13 protein-coding genes and 1 riboswitch are annotated in these 18,673 nt (G+C 43.9%); of the genes, 11 read left to right on the forward strand and 2 right to left on the reverse strand.

Annotation, left to right across the window (positions count from 1 at the left end; genetic code table 11):
* From dxs to DXB54_RS08080, 6 genes are all read left to right on the forward strand, one after another.
* Entirely contained in the window at window positions 1–1,878 is a 1,878-nt protein-coding gene (dxs, locus tag DXB54_RS08055) for a 1-deoxy-D-xylulose-5-phosphate synthase (RefSeq protein ID WP_330426376.1), read from the forward strand.
* Entirely contained in the window at window positions 1,875–2,669 is a 795-nt protein-coding gene (locus tag DXB54_RS08060) for a TlyA family RNA methyltransferase (RefSeq protein WP_021939274.1), read from the forward strand. The genes dxs and DXB54_RS08060 overlap by 4 nt, the downstream gene beginning before the upstream one ends.
* Window positions 2,670–2,706: 37 nt before the next feature.
* Window positions 2,707–3,564 (forward strand): NAD(+)/NADH kinase, encoded by an 858-nt coding sequence (locus tag DXB54_RS08065; protein ID WP_118694831.1) that lies wholly within the window; start codon window positions 2,707–2,709, stop codon window positions 3,562–3,564.
* Window positions 3,564–4,013 carry an arginine repressor gene (locus DXB54_RS08070; protein ID WP_021939276.1) on the forward strand — a complete coding sequence of 150 codons (450 nt, stop codon included), beginning with the start codon at window positions 3,564–3,566 and terminating at the stop codon, window positions 4,011–4,013. The genes DXB54_RS08065 and DXB54_RS08070 overlap by 1 nt, the downstream gene beginning before the upstream one ends.
* 9 nt (window positions 4,014–4,022) lie before the next feature.
* A complete protein-coding gene (gene recN, locus DXB54_RS08075) occupies window positions 4,023–5,705 on the forward strand; it encodes a DNA repair protein RecN (RefSeq protein ID WP_118694832.1) in 1,683 nt (560 codons plus the stop codon).
* Between the two features lie 146 nt (window positions 5,706–5,851).
* Window positions 5,852–6,940 carry a SpoIVB peptidase S55 domain-containing protein gene (locus DXB54_RS08080; protein WP_158578211.1) on the forward strand — a complete coding sequence of 363 codons (1,089 nt, stop codon included), beginning with the start codon at window positions 5,852–5,854 and terminating at the stop codon, window positions 6,938–6,940.
* Window positions 6,941–7,072: 132 nt separating this feature from the next.
* On the opposite strand, the gene DXB54_RS08085 is transcribed toward DXB54_RS08080, so the two are convergent.
* Together DXB54_RS08085 and DXB54_RS08090 are read right to left on the reverse strand one after the other, a co-directional pair.
* Window positions 7,073–8,449: an NAD(P)/FAD-dependent oxidoreductase gene (locus DXB54_RS08085; RefSeq protein WP_118694834.1), complete on the reverse strand. Its 1,377-nt coding sequence runs from the start codon at window positions 8,447–8,449 to the stop codon at window positions 7,073–7,075.
* Between the two features lie 49 nt (window positions 8,450–8,498).
* Window positions 8,499–8,596: riboswitch (purine riboswitch) on the reverse strand.
* Between the two features lie 21 nt (window positions 8,597–8,617).
* Window positions 8,618–10,609: a 2-isopropylmalate synthase gene (locus tag DXB54_RS08090; RefSeq protein ID WP_118694835.1), complete on the reverse strand. Its 1,992-nt coding sequence runs from the start codon at window positions 10,607–10,609 to the stop codon at window positions 8,618–8,620.
* 371 nt (window positions 10,610–10,980) lie between these two features.
* Between DXB54_RS08090 and spo0A (DXB54_RS08095) the strand changes: the two genes are divergently transcribed.
* The 5 genes from spo0A (DXB54_RS08095) (at window position 10,981) to DXB54_RS08115 (ending at window position 18,627) form a co-directional block, all read left to right on the forward strand.
* Window positions 10,981–11,772, forward strand: coding sequence for a sporulation transcription factor Spo0A (gene spo0A / locus DXB54_RS08095; RefSeq protein ID WP_021939281.1), 792 nt, complete (start codon window positions 10,981–10,983; stop codon window positions 11,770–11,772).
* Window positions 11,773–11,878: 106 nt separating this feature from the next.
* The gene (gene spo0A / locus DXB54_RS08100; RefSeq protein ID WP_118694836.1) at window positions 11,879–12,694 is read left to right on the forward strand and encodes a sporulation transcription factor Spo0A; all 816 of its coding nucleotides are present in this window, start codon (window positions 11,879–11,881) and stop codon (window positions 12,692–12,694) included.
* Window positions 12,695–12,821: 127 nt separating this feature from the next.
* Window positions 12,822–13,760: a M14 family metallopeptidase gene (locus DXB54_RS08105; protein WP_021939283.1), complete on the forward strand. Its 939-nt coding sequence runs from the start codon at window positions 12,822–12,824 to the stop codon at window positions 13,758–13,760.
* Window positions 13,753–14,691: a M14 family metallopeptidase gene (locus tag DXB54_RS08110; protein ID WP_118694837.1), complete on the forward strand. Its 939-nt coding sequence runs from the start codon at window positions 13,753–13,755 to the stop codon at window positions 14,689–14,691. The genes DXB54_RS08105 and DXB54_RS08110 overlap by 8 nt, the downstream gene beginning before the upstream one ends.
* 180 nt (window positions 14,692–14,871) lie before the next feature.
* Window positions 14,872–18,627: a phosphoribosylformylglycinamidine synthase gene (locus DXB54_RS08115; RefSeq protein ID WP_118694838.1), complete on the forward strand. Its 3,756-nt coding sequence runs from the start codon at window positions 14,872–14,874 to the stop codon at window positions 18,625–18,627.
* Window positions 18,628–18,673 lie beyond the last annotated feature (46 nt).

Here is an 18,673-nt window from a genome sequence, read left to right on the forward strand (position 1 = left end):
ATGATGAAATTACTTGATAGAATAAATAATCCAAATGACATAAAGCAACTCAGCCGTAAGGAGCTTAAGCCTCTGGCACAGGAGATACGTGAATTCCTTATAGAAAAGGTAAGCCATACAGGCGGTCATCTTGCGTCCAATCTTGGATGTGTGGAGATAACCATGGCACTTCACCGTGTAATGAATTTCCCTGAGGATAAGATCATATGGGATGTGGGACACCAGTCCTATGTCCATAAAATACTTACGGGCAGAAAAAACGAATTTGATACTTTGAGACAGTTGGGAGGGCTAAGTGGATTCCCGAAGACCTCCGAGAGTGACTGTGACGCATTTAACACCGGACACAGCTCTACTTCCATGTCTGCGGCTCTTGGAATGGCGTGCGCAAGAGATATACGCGGGGAACATGAGAGGATAGCTGCGGTGATCGGAGACGGCTCATTTACAGGGGGACTTGTATACGAAGCCCTGAACAATATGGGCTCTAAGCAGTCAGGCTGTCTTATAGTTTTAAATGATAATGAAATGTCTATAGATGAGAATGTAGGTGGCATGTCCACTTACCTCAGCAGATTCAGAGTAGGACAGGCATACAATGAGATCAAGGGCACTGTGGAGAAGATACTTCTCCATATTCCGGTGGCAGGAGAGAAGCTTGCCAGGGGTGTTAAGCGTTCTAAGGATTCCATCAAGCAGATGCTTGTGCCGGGAATGTTCTTCGAGGATCTGGGAGTTACTTATATAGGACCTATAGACGGTCATGACATAGAACTTATGTCTGCAACCTTTGAGAAGGCTTTTCAGCTTGACAGACCTATAATCGTCCATGTAAAGACGGTTAAGGGTAAGGGGTACAAATGGTCAGAGAAGCACCCAAGCTATTTCCATGGTGTTGCTCCCTTTGATGTTGATACCGGCAAGGTTATAACAAAGAGCAGAAATAAGACCTATACAGGTATATTTGGCAGAAAGCTTGTGGAGCTGGCTGCGGAGAATAAAAACATTGTAGCCATAACAGCGGCTATGGCACAGGGAACAGGACTTGCAAAATTTGCAGAGAAATATCCCGACAGATTTTTTGATGTGGGAATAGCAGAGGAACATGCTGTGACATTTGCAGCGGGACTTGCGGCAGCAGGAATGACACCGGTGGTTGCCATATATTCCTCGTTCCTACAGAGAGCCTATGACCAGATCCTGCATGATGTATGCCTGCAGAATCTTCATGTGGTGTTCGCCATAGACAGAGCGGGACTTGTAGGACCTGACGGAGAGACTCACCAGGGACTGTTTGACATTGCATATATGTCACAGATCCCGGGTATGACCATAGTTTCCCCTAAGAACAGGTATGATCTTACGAGGCTTATGGAATGGGCTGTTTCCTATGACGGTCCTGTTGCCATAAGATATGCCAAGGGTGAGGCTTACTATGGATTAAGCTCCATACAGGAGCCTGTAGTGTATGGCAAGAGTGAATATATAACCAGAGGAAGCGGTATTGCAGTTCTGGCGGTGGGACAGATGGTCTACGAGGCCGAGAAGCTGTATAACATATTCCTTGATGATAAGAAGGAGATCACAGTGGTAAATGCGAGATTTGTCAAGCCGGTGGATCACGAAATGATAGACGAGCTTGTGAAGGAGCATGAGATACTTGTGGTCATGGAAGAGGGAATTAAACATGGTGGCTATGCCGCTGCTGTAGAGGAATATATAGCAGAGAAGGGTTACAGGATAAAGCTTGTGGTGGCAGCCGTGGATGATTGCTATGTAAAGCAGGGAAGCATAGCCGAACTGCGTAAGTTATGTAAACTAGATGCAGACTCTGTTTATGACAGGATAAAGCATGCTGAAATGGAGATAAAACTTTGAAAGAGAGATTAGATGTACTTCTTGTTAAGAAGGGACTTGCTGAATCCCGGGAGAAAGCCAAGGCGATCATAATGTCCGGGATAGTATATGTGGATAACAACAAGGAAGATAAGGCAGGACAGACCTTTAATGAGGACGCACTTATAGAGGTCAGGGGCAATACCTTAAGGTATGTGAGCAGAGGCGGACTTAAGCTTGAGAAAGCCATGAACTGCTTCGGCGTTACCCTTGAGGGGAAGATAGCCATGGATGTGGGAGCTTCCACCGGAGGTTTCACAGACTGTATGCTGCAAAACGGTGCTGTGAAGGTTTATTCTGTAGATGTGGGACACGGACAGCTTGCCTGGAAGCTCAGAAATGATGAGCGGGTTGTGTGTATGGAGAAGACAAATATCCGTTATGTGACACCTGATGATGTGGCAGACAAGATAGATTTTGCTTCTATTGATGTGTCGTTTATATCACTTAAGAAGGTGCTCCCTGCGGTTTATGATCTTTTAACTGATGTGGGTGAGGTCGTGTGCCTTATAAAGCCACAATTTGAAGCAGGTCGTGAAAAGGTTGGCAAGAAGGGTGTAGTAAGAGAGCAGTCGGTCCATGTGGAGGTTGTGGATATGATAGTTTCATTTGCAAGGGAAATGGGATTTGTGACCCTTGACCTGTCATATTCCCCTATAAAGGGACCTGAGGGCAACATTGAATATCTGCTCTATATAACCAAGGATACCTCAAGAGAGGGCAGGGAATTTGATATAAATGCCCTTGTAAAGGAATCCCACGAGAAACTGTAGATGATATATTTCCACTTTAGGTGGAATGGAGATTACTATGAAGAACTTTCTGATGGTTGTTAATCCATATAAGGATGATGAATCCACAATTTCAAGGCTGGTGGACAGTCAGATCAGGATACTGGGGGGCGATACCCTTATTACAGATGTGAGCACATTCTGTAACAGTGACCATGACAGGATGAGTGAGATGACCGGTAAAATGGATTGCATACTGGTGCTTGGAGGGGACGGTACCCTTTTAAGTGTGGCGTCAGCCATTGAGGATATAGATATTCCGTTACTTGGCATAAATCTTGGAACAGTAGGCTTCCTAACAGAGGTGGAGCTTGTGGACATAGAGAGCGTGCTCTACAGGCTTGTAAATGATGATTACGCCATTGAAGAGCGCATGATGTTGGAAGGTATTGTGAAAAAGACCGATGGCAGTGAATACAGAAAGAGCGCATTAAATGATGTGGTGGTATCAAGAGCCGGATTTTCAAGAATCATTGGTCTTAATATGTACGCAGGAAACCACATGGTGGATACATATGAGGCTGACGGAGTTGTGGTGGCTACACCTACCGGGTCTACCGGATACAGCCTGTCCGCAGGAGGACCTATCGTAAGTCCGGGCGGCAGGGTCATAGTCATAACACCGGTTTCTCCACATTCCCTTACCGCCAAGAGTATAGTCATGTCCGGTGATGAGGAGATAAGGATAGAGATCGTTAAGAAGAGAAAGACCCAGGAGACGGAGGCCATCGTGGCATTTGACGGAGGCAGCGATATAGGACTTTCTGCAGGGGATGAGATATACATCAGAAGATCGGCAAATGTTACCAAGCTTATAAAGGCAACGGACAAGAATTTCTATGAGCTTCTCAGAAGCAAATTTGGGGGTGCGCAGTAGTGAAGCAGAGACGTCAGGCTAAGATAATAGAGATAGTTGAGAACAATGATATAGAAACCCAGGATGAGCTTCTGACGAAGCTTACGGAGGCGGGCTTTAACACTACTCAGGCCACCATATCAAGGGATATAAGGGATATAAATCTCACAAAGGTGTCAGTGGCAGGAGGCAGACAGAAGTATGCCCTTGGCAAAAGTGCCGGCAGGGAATCCATCAATTCCTATAAGCAGGTGCTTTCCACCTGTATATTGTCCATGGAGGCAGCGGAAAATCTCATAGTCATAAAGACTGTTTCGGGAATGGCGATGGCTGTGGGGGCAGCTCTTGACAATCTTTCCATTAATGGACTTATGGGCTGTATCGCCGGTGATGATACCCTTTTTCTTGCAGTGCGTTCAAGGGAGCTTGTGAAATCTGTTATTACTACCATCGAAAGATACCAGAAATAAGGAGAATAAATGCTATTAAATGTACATATAAAGAATCTCGCCCTCATTGAGGACGCAGATATAACCTTCACCGACGGTCTGAATATACTGACCGGTGAAACCGGTGCCGGTAAATCCATAATTATCGGTGCCCTTAAGATAGGAATGGGAGGAAGGCTTCCCAAGGATATGCTCAGAGATCCCTCGAAGGAAGGTCTGTGCCAACTCCTTTTCATTGTGAATGATGAGCGGATTAAGGGGGCTCTTAAGGAGCTTGAGGTATATCCGTCTGAGGACGGAGAACTGATCATTTCCCGTAAGATCATGGGAAACAGAACCGTTAATACCATAAATGATGTGGCTGTTACGGCGGCGAAGCTCCGGGATGTGACCGCACTTTTAGTTGATATGCATGCCCAGCATGAGCAGCAGACCCTGCTTAAGAAGACTGAGCACTTAAACATACTGGATGCCTATGGCAAGAAGGTTCTTGATCCTTTAAAGGAGAATGTGAAGAAGGCGTATCACGCATATAAGGATATAGAGGAGAAGCTTGCTTCGGCTACCATGGATGACAGCGACAGAAACAGGCGTCTTGAGTTCCTTAAGTACGAGGTGAATGAGATAGAGGCAGCAGCCTTAAGACCTGAAGAGGACGAAGAGGTTGAGCGACAGTATAACAGGATGACCAATGCCAGGGACATTGTAAGTGCCGCCGGCTCTGTATATGCCGAAACAGGATATGAGGCTACGGATTCCGTTGGAAATAAGATAAGCAGGGCACTTAATTCCCTGAGGGCTGTGAAGGAGCTTGATCCGGAGCTTGAGAACATATATGGACAGCTTGTTACGGTCGACTCACTTTTGAACGATTTCAATGTGGATATAAGTGACTATATCCAGGGCATGGAATTTGACAATGAAACCTTTGAGGAGGTTGTGAAGCGTCTTGATGTTATAAACAACATGAAGGGCAAATACGGAGACACCATATCTGTTATTCTTGAAGAGGCAGAAAAGAAGAAGCGGGAGATAGAGCAGCTTGAGCAGTATGACCGGTACATAGCAGAGCTTGAGAGCAGTCGTTCATCTGCCGAGGAGACCTTGAAGGCTTCAGCAGAGGAACTCAGTAAGGCGAGAAAGGCTGAGGCTGTGAAGTTATGTGACAGCATAAGGGGAGCACTGGCAGACTTAAGCTTCATGGAGGTTAAGTTTGACATGGTATTTGACAGGCTTTCATTCCCTTCTGCAAATGGTATTGATGATTGCTATTTCGTCATATCCACGAATGTAGGTGAGAAGCTCAGGCCTCTTTATGAGGTGGCATCAGGCGGTGAGCTTTCAAGGATAATGCTTGCTGTTAAGTCCTGTATGGCGTCCGAGGACAATATAGACACTCTTATATTTGACGAGATAGATGTGGGAATAAGCGGCATGGCAGCCCAGAAGGTGGCAGAGAAGATGAATGTCATAGCGGCAGCCCATCAGGTCATAAGCATAACCCACCTTCCACAGATAGCAGCCATGGCAGACAGCCATTATTGCATTAAAAAAATGGCAGAAAATGGTAAGACCGTGACCAAGATAGAGAGACTTTCAGCTGAAGAGTCTGTAAATGAGATCGCGAGACTTCTTGGCGGAGCTTCAATAACTGACGCGGTAATATCAAATGCCAGAGAGATGAAATCTATGGCTTCAAACATAAAGAAGTAAGCCATAAATAAGTTCGTAAATAAAAATCATAAATGTGCAGATAATAAAGTCAGTATCATCATTTTATTTTGATGGCACTGGCTTTTTTATTGTAATGATGTATGCGACATCTTTACGTCGTAGCTGGATTTTTAAGGAGAAGTACTATGCACAGATATGACAATGAGGACAGAGCAAGGACCTATAAGAGGATACTTTACGGAATGCTGATATTTGGCTGTATGTGTGCAGCCTGTATCATATTTATATTTGTAAGGATGGAATATGCTGCCGATGATGAGGCCTCTGTCTATAGCGAATGTATAGAGGAGAACAGTAAGGAGAAGTATGTGATCCCGTCGGGGGAGCCTATAGGTATATATATCAAGACTGATGGAGTGTTCGTGGTGAACACGGAGATAGTTGATGATGTAGAGGGCGGACATACGTCACCCTGCGAGGGCAAGCTTAAACAGGGGGATTATATTGTGAGCATAGACGGAACCGAAGTAAATACCAGAAAGCAGGTCACAGATCTGGTAAATAAGTGCCATGGGGACTGCATCACCATTGGATACAGAAGAGACGGTGTAGTAAATAAAGTTGACATAACTCCGACACGGGTATCGGAATCCAGCTACAAGCTGGGATTATGGATCAAGGATGATATATCGGGAATAGGTACAATGACCTATATAGACGAAGATTCGTTTGCAGCATTGGGACACAGTGTTTCAGACTACGACACGGGTCTTGAGATGAACAGTGTAAGCGGTGGAGTATACGAGGCCACAATACTTGGTATAGATAAGTCATCCCAGGATAATCCCGGCAAGATAAGGGGAAGCATAATGTACAGCACCAAGCTTATAGGCATTGTGAATAAAAATATCTATAGCGGTGTCACAGGAAAATTAAATAAAAACTATGTGAAGAAGCATTATGATGAGGAGGAGAAAGTCCTTCTCGGAAGCTCCGAGGATGTGTCCTTAGGAAAGGCGTACATTTACTCCAGGATAACCGGTGAGCTTGAGAAATATGAGATAAATATAGTTAGGATAGATTATGACGGGGATGTGAGAAACCTCCAGCTTAAGGTTACTGATGACAGGCTCATAGAGCTTACCGGCGGCATAGTCCAGGGCATGAGTGGTTCGCCTATAATTCAGGATGACAAGCTTATTGGAGCCGTAACCCACGTTATAGTGGATGACCCAACCATGGGCTACGGTATATTCATCGAAAATATGGAATAATATATCAGGGTTCGAAATTTTATATTTTAAAAATATTTAATATAAAAGATATTTAAAATAAATGATCAATTAAAAAAATATAAAAAATGAGCCATAGATCCTTTAGGATATATGACTCATCTGAAAATATATTTACTGTAACAATTCGCTGATATGTCTTGCCACATAAACTCCGCTGGCTGAGGCATGGGAAAGAGAGTGAGTTACACCGCTGCCATCACCTATGATGTACATTCCCTTATATTTACATTCGAGGTATTGATTAAGCTCTACTTCCATATTATAGAACTTGACCTCTACACCATAGAGGAGAGTGTCGTCATTTGCAGTTCCCGGAGCAATCTTGTCAAGGGCGTAGATCATCTCCATGATACCGTCCAGTATTCTCTTAGGAAGTACAAGACTTAAGTCTCCCGGGGTTGCGGAAAGGGTAGGAGTTACAAGACCTTCCCTGATCCTGCTTTCAGTACTTCTACGACCTCTTACCAGGTCGCCGAAACGCTGGACTATTACGCCGCCGCCTAACATATTTGACAGTCTGGCTATACTTTCTCCATAGCCGTTGCTGTCCTTAAATGGCTCTGAGAAATGCTTTGAAACCAGAAGAGCAAAGTTGGTGTTCTCTGTCTGCATTTCCTCATCCTCGTAGCTATGACCGTTTACTGTAACGATCCCGTTGGTATTTTCATTTACCACTATACCATGTGGGTTCATACAGAAGGTGCGGACATTGTCTTCGAATTGTTGTGTGCGGTATACGATCTTGCTTTCATATAATTCGTCGGTGAGATGTGAGAATATAACTGCCGGAAGTTCAACCCGGACACCTATATCCACACGGTTGGACCTGGTTGGTATATCAAGGGTATGACATACCTGCTCCATCCATTTGCTGCCGCTTCTTCCAACGGAGACTATGCAGTTCTTGCAACTGTAGTCACCAGCATCTGTGTGTATTACATAGCCATCATCAGGATGTCCGATGGATGTGACCGGAGTGTTGAAATAGAAGTCTGCCTTATCCTCAAGATATTCATACAGGTTCTTAAGTACGATGTAATTAACATCTGTTCCAAGATGTCTCACGGAAGCGTCAAGAAGCTTCAGCTTGTTCTGCATACATATCTTTTTGAATTTCGTTCCTGCAGTAGAGTAGAGCTTTGTTCCTTCACCGCCATATTCCATGTTGATGTCATCAACATACTTCATAAGGTTTATGGCCTGTTTTTTTCCGATATATTCGTAGAGGGTACCTCCGAAGTCATTAGTGATGTTGTATTTTCCATCTGAAAATGCACCTGCACCACCAAATCCACTCATGATGGAACAGCTCTTACAATGGATACAGCTCTTTATCCTGTCACCGTCAATAGGACATTTTCTTCCGGATAAACGGTTTCCTGACTCGAATACACCAATGGTAAGCTCAGGCTGTTTCTTGACCAGCTCATAGGTTGCAAATATTCCTCCCGGGCCTGCGCCAATTACTATAACGTCGTAATGCTTCATCTGTGTTCCTCCTTGATAAAAAATCATAAAAAAACTACCGCAAGATACAATATACCTATAATTGAATTATAGATAACTATTTGCGGTAGTTAGTAGAAACATTCATCCGTATTATGAACTTATATAATCCTTATTCATGATAGCAGAATAAAGGCTATAAATCAATATTTATTTGCCGGTGGCACGGTATTGTACCGGTGCCATGCCGTATACTTTCTTGAAGGAGCGGGAGAAGTGCTCCACGTTGGCGTAGCCTATGCTTTCTGCTATGCTTTCAATGGTCATACTGGTGGTCTTAAGCAGTGTCTTTGCTTTCTTCATCCTTACCTGTCTTACATAATCACCAAATGTTACCTGTGCCTTTTCTTTGAAGTACTTGGACACATAAGGCACTGAGAGATTAACCTTCGTGGCCATATCCTCAAGAGTAACTGTCTGATAGTTGGTCTGTATGTAGTTCTTCATGGTTATGAGCCTTTCGTCGGCCTTGGCAGTGATTTCTGAAAGCACCGGAAGCTTGTTTACAGCACATACAAGGGCATTAATGGAGGATTTTATTATATCGTCATCGATACCTACACCCCAGTAAAGCTTTTCGTTGTAGGTGATACCTACAAATGACATTGCCTTTGAAGAAGAACCGGTGGTTAAGGCGTGCTCCTCGTATACACTTAACTCGTAGCTTATCTCAAAGAACTGCTTTATGGTGTTGGATACCGCGTCAAGACGGCCGTTTCCGTTTGCCTCTATCTTATTTATATGGTTGTCGTAGGCTATGGAGGCTTCTGCCATGATACCGTTTATCTGCTTGAAGTGGCATTCCGGTATCTGGAAGCGGGTATGGGTTGACACATAATTATCTATAAGTATGTCATATATCAGGTCAGGTGAAAGCTCCTTGTGAGCCTCGTCAGATACATGCTTTACCAGGTATCCGAATTCCTCACGCATCTTATCCGGAAGGGTTATTCCGTAGTTCTGCTTAAGTATGTAGTTGACGCCGCCCTTTCCTGACTGGCTGTTGATTCTTATTACATCAGATTCGTAGGCACGTCCCACATCCTTTGGATCTATAGGAAGATATGGCACTGACCATTTGTGCAGGTGCTTCTCCTTGCGCCATGTCATTCCCTTTGATATAGCGTCCTGGTGGGAGCCGGAGAATGCGGTAAATACCAGATCGCCTGAGTAAGGAGTTCTTTCATGCACATGCATTCTGGTGAGACGCTCATAGCAAGTACGGATCTCGGACATATTGGAGAAGTCAAGCTGTGGATCGACGCCCTGGGAGAACATGTTCATGGCGAGGGCTACTATATCAACATTGCCGGTACGCTCACCGTTGCCGAAAAGAGTACCCTCTATTCTGTCTGCACCGGCCAGAAGTCCCATCTCTGCGTCGCTTATGCCGCAGCCTCTGTCGTTATGAGGATGAAGGCTTAAGGTTACGGCGTCCCTGTTGTGGAGGTTCTTGCTTAAGTATTCCACTTGTGTTGCAAATACATGCGGCATTGCTATCTGTACGGTGGTAGGGATATTGATTATAACCTTATTTGAAGGTTTAGGCTCCCATACATCTATAACTGCGTTACATACCTCAAGGGCATAGTCAACCTCGGTTCCCGGGAAGCTCTCAGGGCTGTACTCAAAGGAGAAGTTGCCGTCTGTTTCATCAGCAAGACGCTTTAAAAGCTTTGCTCCGTCTACGGCAATCTTCTTGATCTCTTCCTTGTCTTTCTTGAATACCTGCTCCCTCTGGGCAACAGAGGTGGAGTTGTAGAGATGAATCACAGCATGGCCTGCGCCTTTAACGGCCTCGAAGGTTTTCTTTATTATGTGTTCTCTTGCCTGGGTAAGTACCTGTATGGTCACATCCTCGGGGATCATATTATTGTCTATAAGTGCTCTTATGAAGTTGTACTCTGTTTCGGATGCGGCAGGGAAGCCTACCTCGATCTCCTTGAAGCCTATGTCCACCAACATCTTGAAGAATTCCAGCTTCTCCTCAAGGCTCATAGGCTCAATAAGTGCCTGGTTGCCATCCCTTAAATCTACGCTGCACCATATAGGTGCCTTGTCTACATGATCCTTCTTCACCCAGTCGTATGTACATACAGGTGGCATAAAATATGCTCTTTCGTATTTATCGTAGCCTTTCATAACGTACCTCCTATAACAGAACATCGGTCCATTAAGATTTTGCATGTGGTAGCACTATTCTAAATGTGTCTTCGACACTTAGTACTTCTTTTGACAAAAAATATCAACCGTTTTGATGTTTGTTATGATAACACACAAAAAATGACATTTGAATGATTAAATTTAATCAATCTACATGATTAATATTAATATCTGCGGCGTAGAATGTAATATGGGGGTAGCTTTTGGTCATATGCTGTGAGTGTGTGTCGCAACTTGCGTCTTAAAGCATATTCCCAATTAATATGGGCAAATATATAATAATTTATGCGAGACATGTAAGGTTACTCCAGGTGCCTTTACAGTATATAAAAGTTGATTTGGAGGTAGATATGAGCAGGGTTAAGGTGCTTATAGCAAAGCGGGACAAAAGAGAAGCGGAACAGCTAAGCACTGCGTTAAAGGATACAGGTAATTGTGAGATAACAGGAATGTGTCATGAGGGCGATGAGGTGGCAGGCAGGGTAAGTGCCAGAACACCGGACGTTATAGTGACAGATGAAATGCTGGGAGATAAGAGCCTCATAGATATAGTTGAGGATATAAAGAACAGAACAGGAGTGGACAACCTTAAGTTTATGGTAATGGCAGATGTGGGTCATGAGAAATATCTGGAGTTTCTCTGCAGGGCACTGGAAAACTGCGCGGTGCTTAAGGTGTTCAACAAGGACGGAGATCCGGAGCTGTTAAAGAAAGAGATAGTTTCATTTGCAAGGAGCAGCAAGAATGTTCCCTATGGAAGTGGGACTACCATACCGGATGAAGGAGAATTGATGGGTATAATAACCGGCATAATACACGAACTTGGAGTTCCGGCTCATATTAAAGGATATCAATATCTGAGAAGTGCCATACTTATGGCAGTGGAGGACATGGACATTCTTAATTCCATAACAAAACAGTTATACCCCGGTATAGCCAAGGTTTACAACACTACGCCTTCAAGGGTGGAGCGTGCTATAAGACATGCCATAGAGGTTGCATTCGGAAGAGGAAAATTAGATACGATAAATGAAATGTTCGGTTATACCATAAGTGCAGGAAAGGGAAAACCGACAAATAGTGAATTTATTGCACTGATCGCAGACAAAATTAGACTTGACAACAGACGTAAGACGGCATAATATATTACTATGATATCAAAAACAATATCATATGCAAACACACAACAGCATACTATATAATATGAGCGTTATAGTGTGCACCAGGGTAGAAAAGGGGAATAAGAACATGAATGAAAAGGGAAACGTGATGAAAGTAGTAATTGCAGACAGTAACTGTCTGTCCATAGCAGAGGATCTTGCACGTTCGGGGGACGAAAGAATTGAGATTGTGGAATGTGTAAAAGACGGAAACCGTGCGTTGGCTGCTATCAAAAGACATCAGCCTGAGGTAGTTATAATTGATATCTGTCTTGCGGGTATTGATGGCCTTGGAGTTATTGAACAGCTTAAGGCAGAAAATCAGATGGAGAATACAGTGTTTATTGTATTATCATCCTTGTATTCACAGAAGCTGATCAATTGTGCATTCGAGCTTGGTGCTACATATTACATGAGAAAGCCATATAAGCCGGAGATACTGGCAAGGCGTATTACGCAGATGTATAATCTTAAGCTGAGAAAAGATACTGACTCTCATGGAGAGCTTATCTGTATGGGCAATGATCTGAAGATACCGGATGGTATTCCTGATCTCATGGCAGAGGTTACAGAGATCATCAGAGATATAGGTATCCCTGCCAATATAAAAGGATACCAGTATATAAGAGAGGGCATTATAATGTGTGTAAATGACAGTAATAATCTCAATTACATCACAAAGCTTCTGTATCCTTCCATTGCAAAGAAATACAATACTACATCATCTTCTGTTGAGAGAGCTATAAGACATGCCATAGAGGTGGCATTTGCAAGGGGACAGATAGATACAATAAATGACATGTTCGGATATACGGTCAATGCCTTTAAGGGCAAGCCGACTAACTCGGAGTTTATAGCCATGATAGCGGACAAGCTCAGGATCAAGTATAAGAAGAGAGCATAAAATGGGATAATGAAGCCGTGACAGATATCTGCGGAAGCCTCATATAGTATTTGAAAAAAGACCGGAAAAGTGTATAATATAATCAGCACATTGCGTGCGGTATAAAGTACATTGAGGTGGAATTCTAATGATAGAAACTGTTGCGTCTGCGGATATGCTGATCGAAGAGGTTATAAGGGTAAAAAAGAATCACCTTGAGCCTGATATGACTACCGGCAGGGAGAAGAGACTTAGTATAGTGTCCGGTATACATGGCGACGAGGTGGCGGGACAGTATATCTGCTATGAAATTATCAGGCGGATAAAAAGTGAGTTCACAAAGCTTAAGGGAATAGTGGATGTATATCCATTTTTAAATCCAATGGGACTCGAATCAAGATACAGGGATATACCGGTTATAGATATTGACATGAATACGGTGTTCCCGGGCTCGGCTGATGGTACGGTTGGGGAGTACATTGCAGCCAAGGTAGTTGAGGATATAGATGGGTCGGATATATGTCTTGATGTACATTCAAGCAGTGTATATCTCAAGGAGATCCCCCAGGTCAGAGTGAACTCTGATATAGCTGATGACATAATAGAGTATGCGTCAAGGCTTAATACGGACGTAGTGTGGGTACACCCATCATCTACGGTTATGCCGGGAAGTATAGCGTATGCCCTTAATGATATCGGAGTAAAAACTATGGTGGTGGAGTCAGGAGTGGCTCTGACCATTGATTATGAATATTGCAGCCAGATAGTGGAGGGTATATTCTCACTTATGGAGTACATGGGCATATGGGATGGCTGCGCGAATAATACCCACATGCCGAAGATAGCCGCTGATGCGGATGTTGCCTTTGTTAATGCAGAGAGCAGCGGAATATTTATCCCTTCAGTAAAACATTCGGGGCTTATAAAGCGCGGAGGCGAGATAGGCAAGATCGTCAATGTGCTCACCGGCTCTATAGAAGAAGTAATTAAATCTCCCAGAACAGGAGTGGTATTTTCACTCAGGTCTTATCCTATAATAGAGGAAGGCTCTCTTGTGGCAAGAGTGTTTGGAGGTCCTGATGAATAAAGAAATAGTTTACTCAATGAATACAGCTTACAGGGGTGAATACACAATATACGGCTATTCTTTTGGAAGCGGAGAAAAGGCAGCATGCATAATCGGAGCCTTAAGGGGAAATGAATACCAGCAGCTCTATATAAGCTCGCTGATGTCAAAAAAGCTTTATGATCTTGAGACAAGAGGCTCTATAGTTGCAGGAAAGAGGATATTGCTGATACCGTCACTTAATTACAGCTCCATGAATATGGGACAGAAGTACTGGATATCGGACAATGCGGATCTTAACAGGGCTTTTCCGGGTAATCCGGAAGGACAGGCGGTAAGCAGAATCGCTGATGCGGTGCTTTCTTATACAGATGGCTATGCCTATGGAATACAATTCGCAAGCTTTTATATGGAGGGACAGTTTATCCCTCATGTAAGGATGATGGAGACAGGAAGACAGAGTAATTCATTGGCGAACCTTTTTGGTATGCAGTATGTGCTTACGGCAGAACCGAGAGCATATGACAGGGCAACTCTTAATTATAACTGGCAGATGAACGGAACCGAGGCTTTCTCGATATATTCCGGAGCTACGGAGAGGATTGATGAAGTAAGTGCCAACAATGCCGTATCGGCAGTGCTCAGGTTCCTTACCAGAATGGGTATCATAAGATATAACTGCCACGCAGGATATATCTCCACGGTTTTGGATGAGGAGGAATTACTCAGCATAAGATCGGATAAGGCAGGCGGTTTCTTCAGAAGACTGGCAGGTCCGGGAGACGAGGTCACCAGAGGAGATATAATCGCCAATATCGTAAATCCTATGACCGGTGATGTGAAATCCCAGATATATGCCCCTACTGACGGAATAATATTCTTCGCTGAGGAGGCACCTATGGTGTACCAGAATTCGGTTATTTTCAAAATGATACGACGATTACACAATTAATATGAAATTACAGCTATTCAAGATTTAATAAAAGTGCTATTATTATGTATGTATGTGCATGATAACAGCACTTTTATTTATTGTAATGATGTCTGTGACATCGTTACGCCGCAGCACCCACAATTTTAAATGGTTGCTGCTCCAACTGTTGAAAATTAATTTACATTACGGAGGTCTACCATGAGTAAGGTAAGAAGAGTTTACGTTGAAAAAAAGCCGGACTACGCAGTTAAGGCTAAGGAACTCCATGACGAGATCAAGAACTATCTTAACATTGATGCTGAATATGTAAGAGTACTTGTCCGTTATGATGTTGAGAATCTTTCAGATGAGACATACAGAAAAGCAATCAATACCGTATTTTCTGAGCCACCTGTAGATATGGTCTATGAGGGCGATGAGCTTCCAATGCAGGACACAGATAAGGTGTTCTCTGTAGAAGCGCTTCCGGGACAGTTCGATCAGAGAGCAGATTCTGCGGAGCAGTGTGTAAAACTTCTTAATGAGGATGAGGATCCTATCATAAAGACTGCAACTACATATATTCTTTCAGGAAATGTTACAGATGAGCAGTTTAAGAGCGTTATGGAATATTGTATCAATCCTGTCGACTCAAGAGCCTGTGGTCTTGAGATCCCAGAGACTCTTGTTACTGAGTATGATGAGCCTGCGGATGTTATCATATTTGACGGATTTAAAGATATGCCTGAGGACAAGCTTAAGGAGCTTTATGAGTCACTTGGTCTTGCCATGACATTCAAGGATTTCCTTCACATCCAGAATTATTTTAAGAATGACGAGAAGAGAGATCCTTCCATGACTGAGATCAGAGTCCTTGACACATACTGGTCAGATCACTGCCGTCATACCACCTTCTCCACAGAGCTTACAGATGTAACCTTTGACGATGGAGATTACAAGGAGCTTCTTGAGAAGACATTTGACGCATATCGTGCTGAGATGAAGGAGATGTACAAGGACAGAGACGACAAGTTCGTATGTCTTATGGATATAGCCCTTATGGGTATGAAGCAGCTTAAGGCAGCAGGAAAGCTTGATGACATGGAAGTATCAGATGAGATAAATGCATGTTCGATAGTAGTTCCTGTGGAGGTTGACGGTGTTACTGAGGAGTGGCTGGTATTCTTCAAGAACGAGACCCACAACCATCCTACAGAGATAGAGCCGTTCGGTGGTGCTGCCACATGCTTAGGCGGTGCTATCCGTGATCCGCTTTCAGGAAGAGGCTATGTATACCAGGCCATGAGAGTTACAGGTGCTGCAGATCCTACAAAGTCCCTTAAGGAGACACTTCCTAACAAGCTTCCACAGAGAAAGATTGTTACCACAGCTGCCCATGGTTACAGCTCATACGGTAACCAGATCGGACTTGCAACAGGACTTGTAAATGAAATATATCATCCGAATTATGTTGCCAAGAGAATGGAGATCGGTGCTGTCATGGGTGCTGCTCCAAGACGTGCGGTTAAGAGACTTACATCAGATCCCGGGGACATGATAATCCTTTTAGGCGGACGTACAGGACGTGATGGCTGTGGCGGAGCTACAGGTTCATCAAAGGCTCATGATTCACACTCCCTTGAGAGCTGTGGTGCAGAGGTTCAGAAGGGTAATCCTCCTACAGAGAGAAAGATACAGAGACTCTTCAGAAGAGAAGAGGTTTCTTCACTTATAAAGAAATGTAACGACTTCGGTGCCGGCGGTGTATCTGTTGCCATCGGAGAGCTGGCAGACGGTCTTACAGTAGACCTTGACAAGGTTCCTAAGAAATATGCAGGTCTTGACGGAACAGAGCTTGCTATCTCAGAGTCCCAGGAGCGTATGGCTATAGTAGTAGATCCTGCCGATGTGGACAAAATGCTTGGGTATGCAGAAGAGGAGAACCTTGAGGCTGTAGTTGTTGCGGTAGTAACAGAGGATCCTAGACTTGTCCTTAAGTGGAGAGGCAAGGAGATCGTTAATATAAAGAGAGCATTCCTTGACACCAACGGTGCTCATCAGGAGACAACAGTTAAGGTTAATGTTCCAAGCAAGGCAGATAACTACTTTGATGAGGTTAAGGAGCCTGCTGATGTTAAGAAGGCATGGCTTGATACACTGTCAGACCTTAATGTATGTTCACAGAAGGGACTTGTGGAGATGTTCGACAGCTCCATCGGTGCTTCAACAGTAACAATGCCATACGGTGGTAAGTATCAGCTTACACCAACCCAGACAATGATAGCTAAGCTTCCTGTACTTAAGGGTAAGACAGATACTATCACTATGATGAGCTACGGCCTTGATCCATATCTTTCAAGCTGGAGCCCATACCATGGTTCAGTATACGCAGTGCTTACATCAGTTGCCAAGATCGCGGCAGCAGGCGGAGATGTTTCAAAGATAAGACTTACCTTCCAGGAGTACTTTAAGAGACTTGGAACAGATCCATACAGATGGGGTCAGCCACTGGCAGCACTTCTTGGTGCATATGATGTCCAGATCGGTCTCGGACTTCCGTCAATAGGTGGTAAGGACAGTATGTCAGGTACATTTAATGACATAGATGTTCCTCCTACACTTTGTTCATTTGCAGTTGACGTATCAAGCTACAAGCATGTTGTTACACCTGAGCTTAAGGCAGCAGGCGATGTCCTTGTAAGACTTGATGTTGATAAGGATGAGAATGACATTCCTGTATATGCTGATGTCCTTGATAAGTATGACAAGCTCCATAAGGCAATTACAGAGGATAAGATCGAGGCTGCTTATGTAATAGGCTTTGGTGGTCTCATTGAGGCTGTATCAAAGATGGCATTCGGTAATAAATTCGGTGTTGCAATAGATGACGGTGTAACAAAGAGGAAGCTTGTTTCCAAGGATTACGGTTCTATCATCCTTGAGGTTAAGCCTGAGAATGTTGACAAGCTTGGAGTTACAGTTAAGAAGATCGGTACTGTAAATGACAGTGCGGCCTTCACATACGGTGATGTGACAGTAACTGTTGAGGAAGCCATCAAGGCATGGACAACAAAGCTTGAGAAGGTATTCCCAACAAAGAGCAAGGTTCCTCAGACAGAGATCAACACAGGTCTCTTTGACGCAAAGACCGTATATACATCAAAGAACAAGGTTGCTAAGCCAAAGGTATTCATCCCTGTATTCCCTGGTACCAACTGTGAGTATGATTCAGCTAAGGCATTTGAGAGAGCAGGAGCTGAGGTTCAGACAGTAGTATTCAGGAATATGACAGCTCAGGGAATAAGAGATTCAGTAGACGCATTTGCCAAGGCAATAAGCGATTCACAGATCATAATGTTCCCGGGTGGTTTCTCAGCAGGTGATGAGCCTGACGGATCAGGTAAGTTCATTGCCACAGCTTTCAGAAATGCCAAGATCTCAGAGGAGGTTATGAAGCTCCTTAATGAGAGAGACGGACTTGCCCTTGGTATCTGTAATGGCTTCCAGGCACTTATCAAGCTTGGTCTTGTACCATACGGTGAGATCAGACCACAGAGTGAGACATCACCAACACTTACAATGAACAGCATTGGACGTCACCAGTCCAAGATCGCATACACAAAGGTTGTTACAAACAAGAGCCCATGGCTTGCCCAGGCTGAGCTTGGCGGAGTTTATTCTATTCCTATCTCACATGGTGAGGGTAGATTCGTTGCCAGCAAGGAATGGTGCGAGAAGTTATTTGCAAATGGCCAGGTGGCTACCCAGTATGTAGACTTAAACGGAAATCCAACAATGGATGAGTACTACAATGTAAATGGTTCTTACTATGCTATCGAAGGTATCACAAGTCCTGACGGACGTGTCCTTGGTAAGATGGGTCACTCAGAGCGTATCGGTGAGGCTGTTGCTGTGAATATCTACGGCAACCAGGATCAGAAGATATTTGAGAGTGGTGTGGCTTACTTCAAGTAAGAGTAATATAAATATTAAAACTATACAGAGCGCATGATGCTTGACC

Origin of the sequence: Coprococcus sp. OM04-5BH, from assembly GCF_003482105.1 — a bacterium.
Classification (GTDB): domain Bacteria; phylum Bacillota; class Clostridia; order Lachnospirales; family Lachnospiraceae; genus Coprococcus.

Excerpts from the sequence above, each read along its gene's own strand:
- DXB54_RS08090 (WP_118694835.1), bottom strand. The coding sequence starts at position 10,609 with ATGAAAGGCTACGATAAATACGAAAGAGCATATTTTATGCCACCTGTA.
- DXB54_RS08110 (WP_118694837.1), top strand. The coding sequence starts at position 13,753 with ATGAATAAAGAAATAGTTTACTCAATGAATACAGCTTACAGGGGTGAA.
- DXB54_RS08105 (WP_021939283.1), top strand. The coding sequence starts at position 12,822 with ATGATAGAAACTGTTGCGTCTGCGGATATGCTGATCGAAGAGGTTATA.
- DXB54_RS08065 (WP_118694831.1), top strand. The coding sequence starts at position 2,707 with ATGAAGAACTTTCTGATGGTTGTTAATCCATATAAGGATGATGAATCC.
- spo0A (WP_021939281.1), top strand. The coding sequence starts at position 10,981 with ATGAGCAGGGTTAAGGTGCTTATAGCAAAGCGGGACAAAAGAGAAGCG.
- DXB54_RS08085 (WP_118694834.1), bottom strand. The coding sequence starts at position 8,449 with ATGAAGCATTACGACGTTATAGTAATTGGCGCAGGCCCGGGAGGAATA.
- dxs (WP_330426376.1), top strand. The coding sequence starts at position 1 with ATGATGAAATTACTTGATAGAATAAATAATCCAAATGACATAAAGCAA.
- spo0A (WP_118694836.1), top strand. The coding sequence starts at position 11,879 with ATGAATGAAAAGGGAAACGTGATGAAAGTAGTAATTGCAGACAGTAAC.
- DXB54_RS08115 (WP_118694838.1), top strand. The coding sequence starts at position 14,872 with ATGAGTAAGGTAAGAAGAGTTTACGTTGAAAAAAAGCCGGACTACGCA.
- DXB54_RS08080 (WP_158578211.1), top strand. The coding sequence starts at position 5,852 with ATGCACAGATATGACAATGAGGACAGAGCAAGGACCTATAAGAGGATA.
- recN (WP_118694832.1), top strand. The coding sequence starts at position 4,023 with ATGCTATTAAATGTACATATAAAGAATCTCGCCCTCATTGAGGACGCA.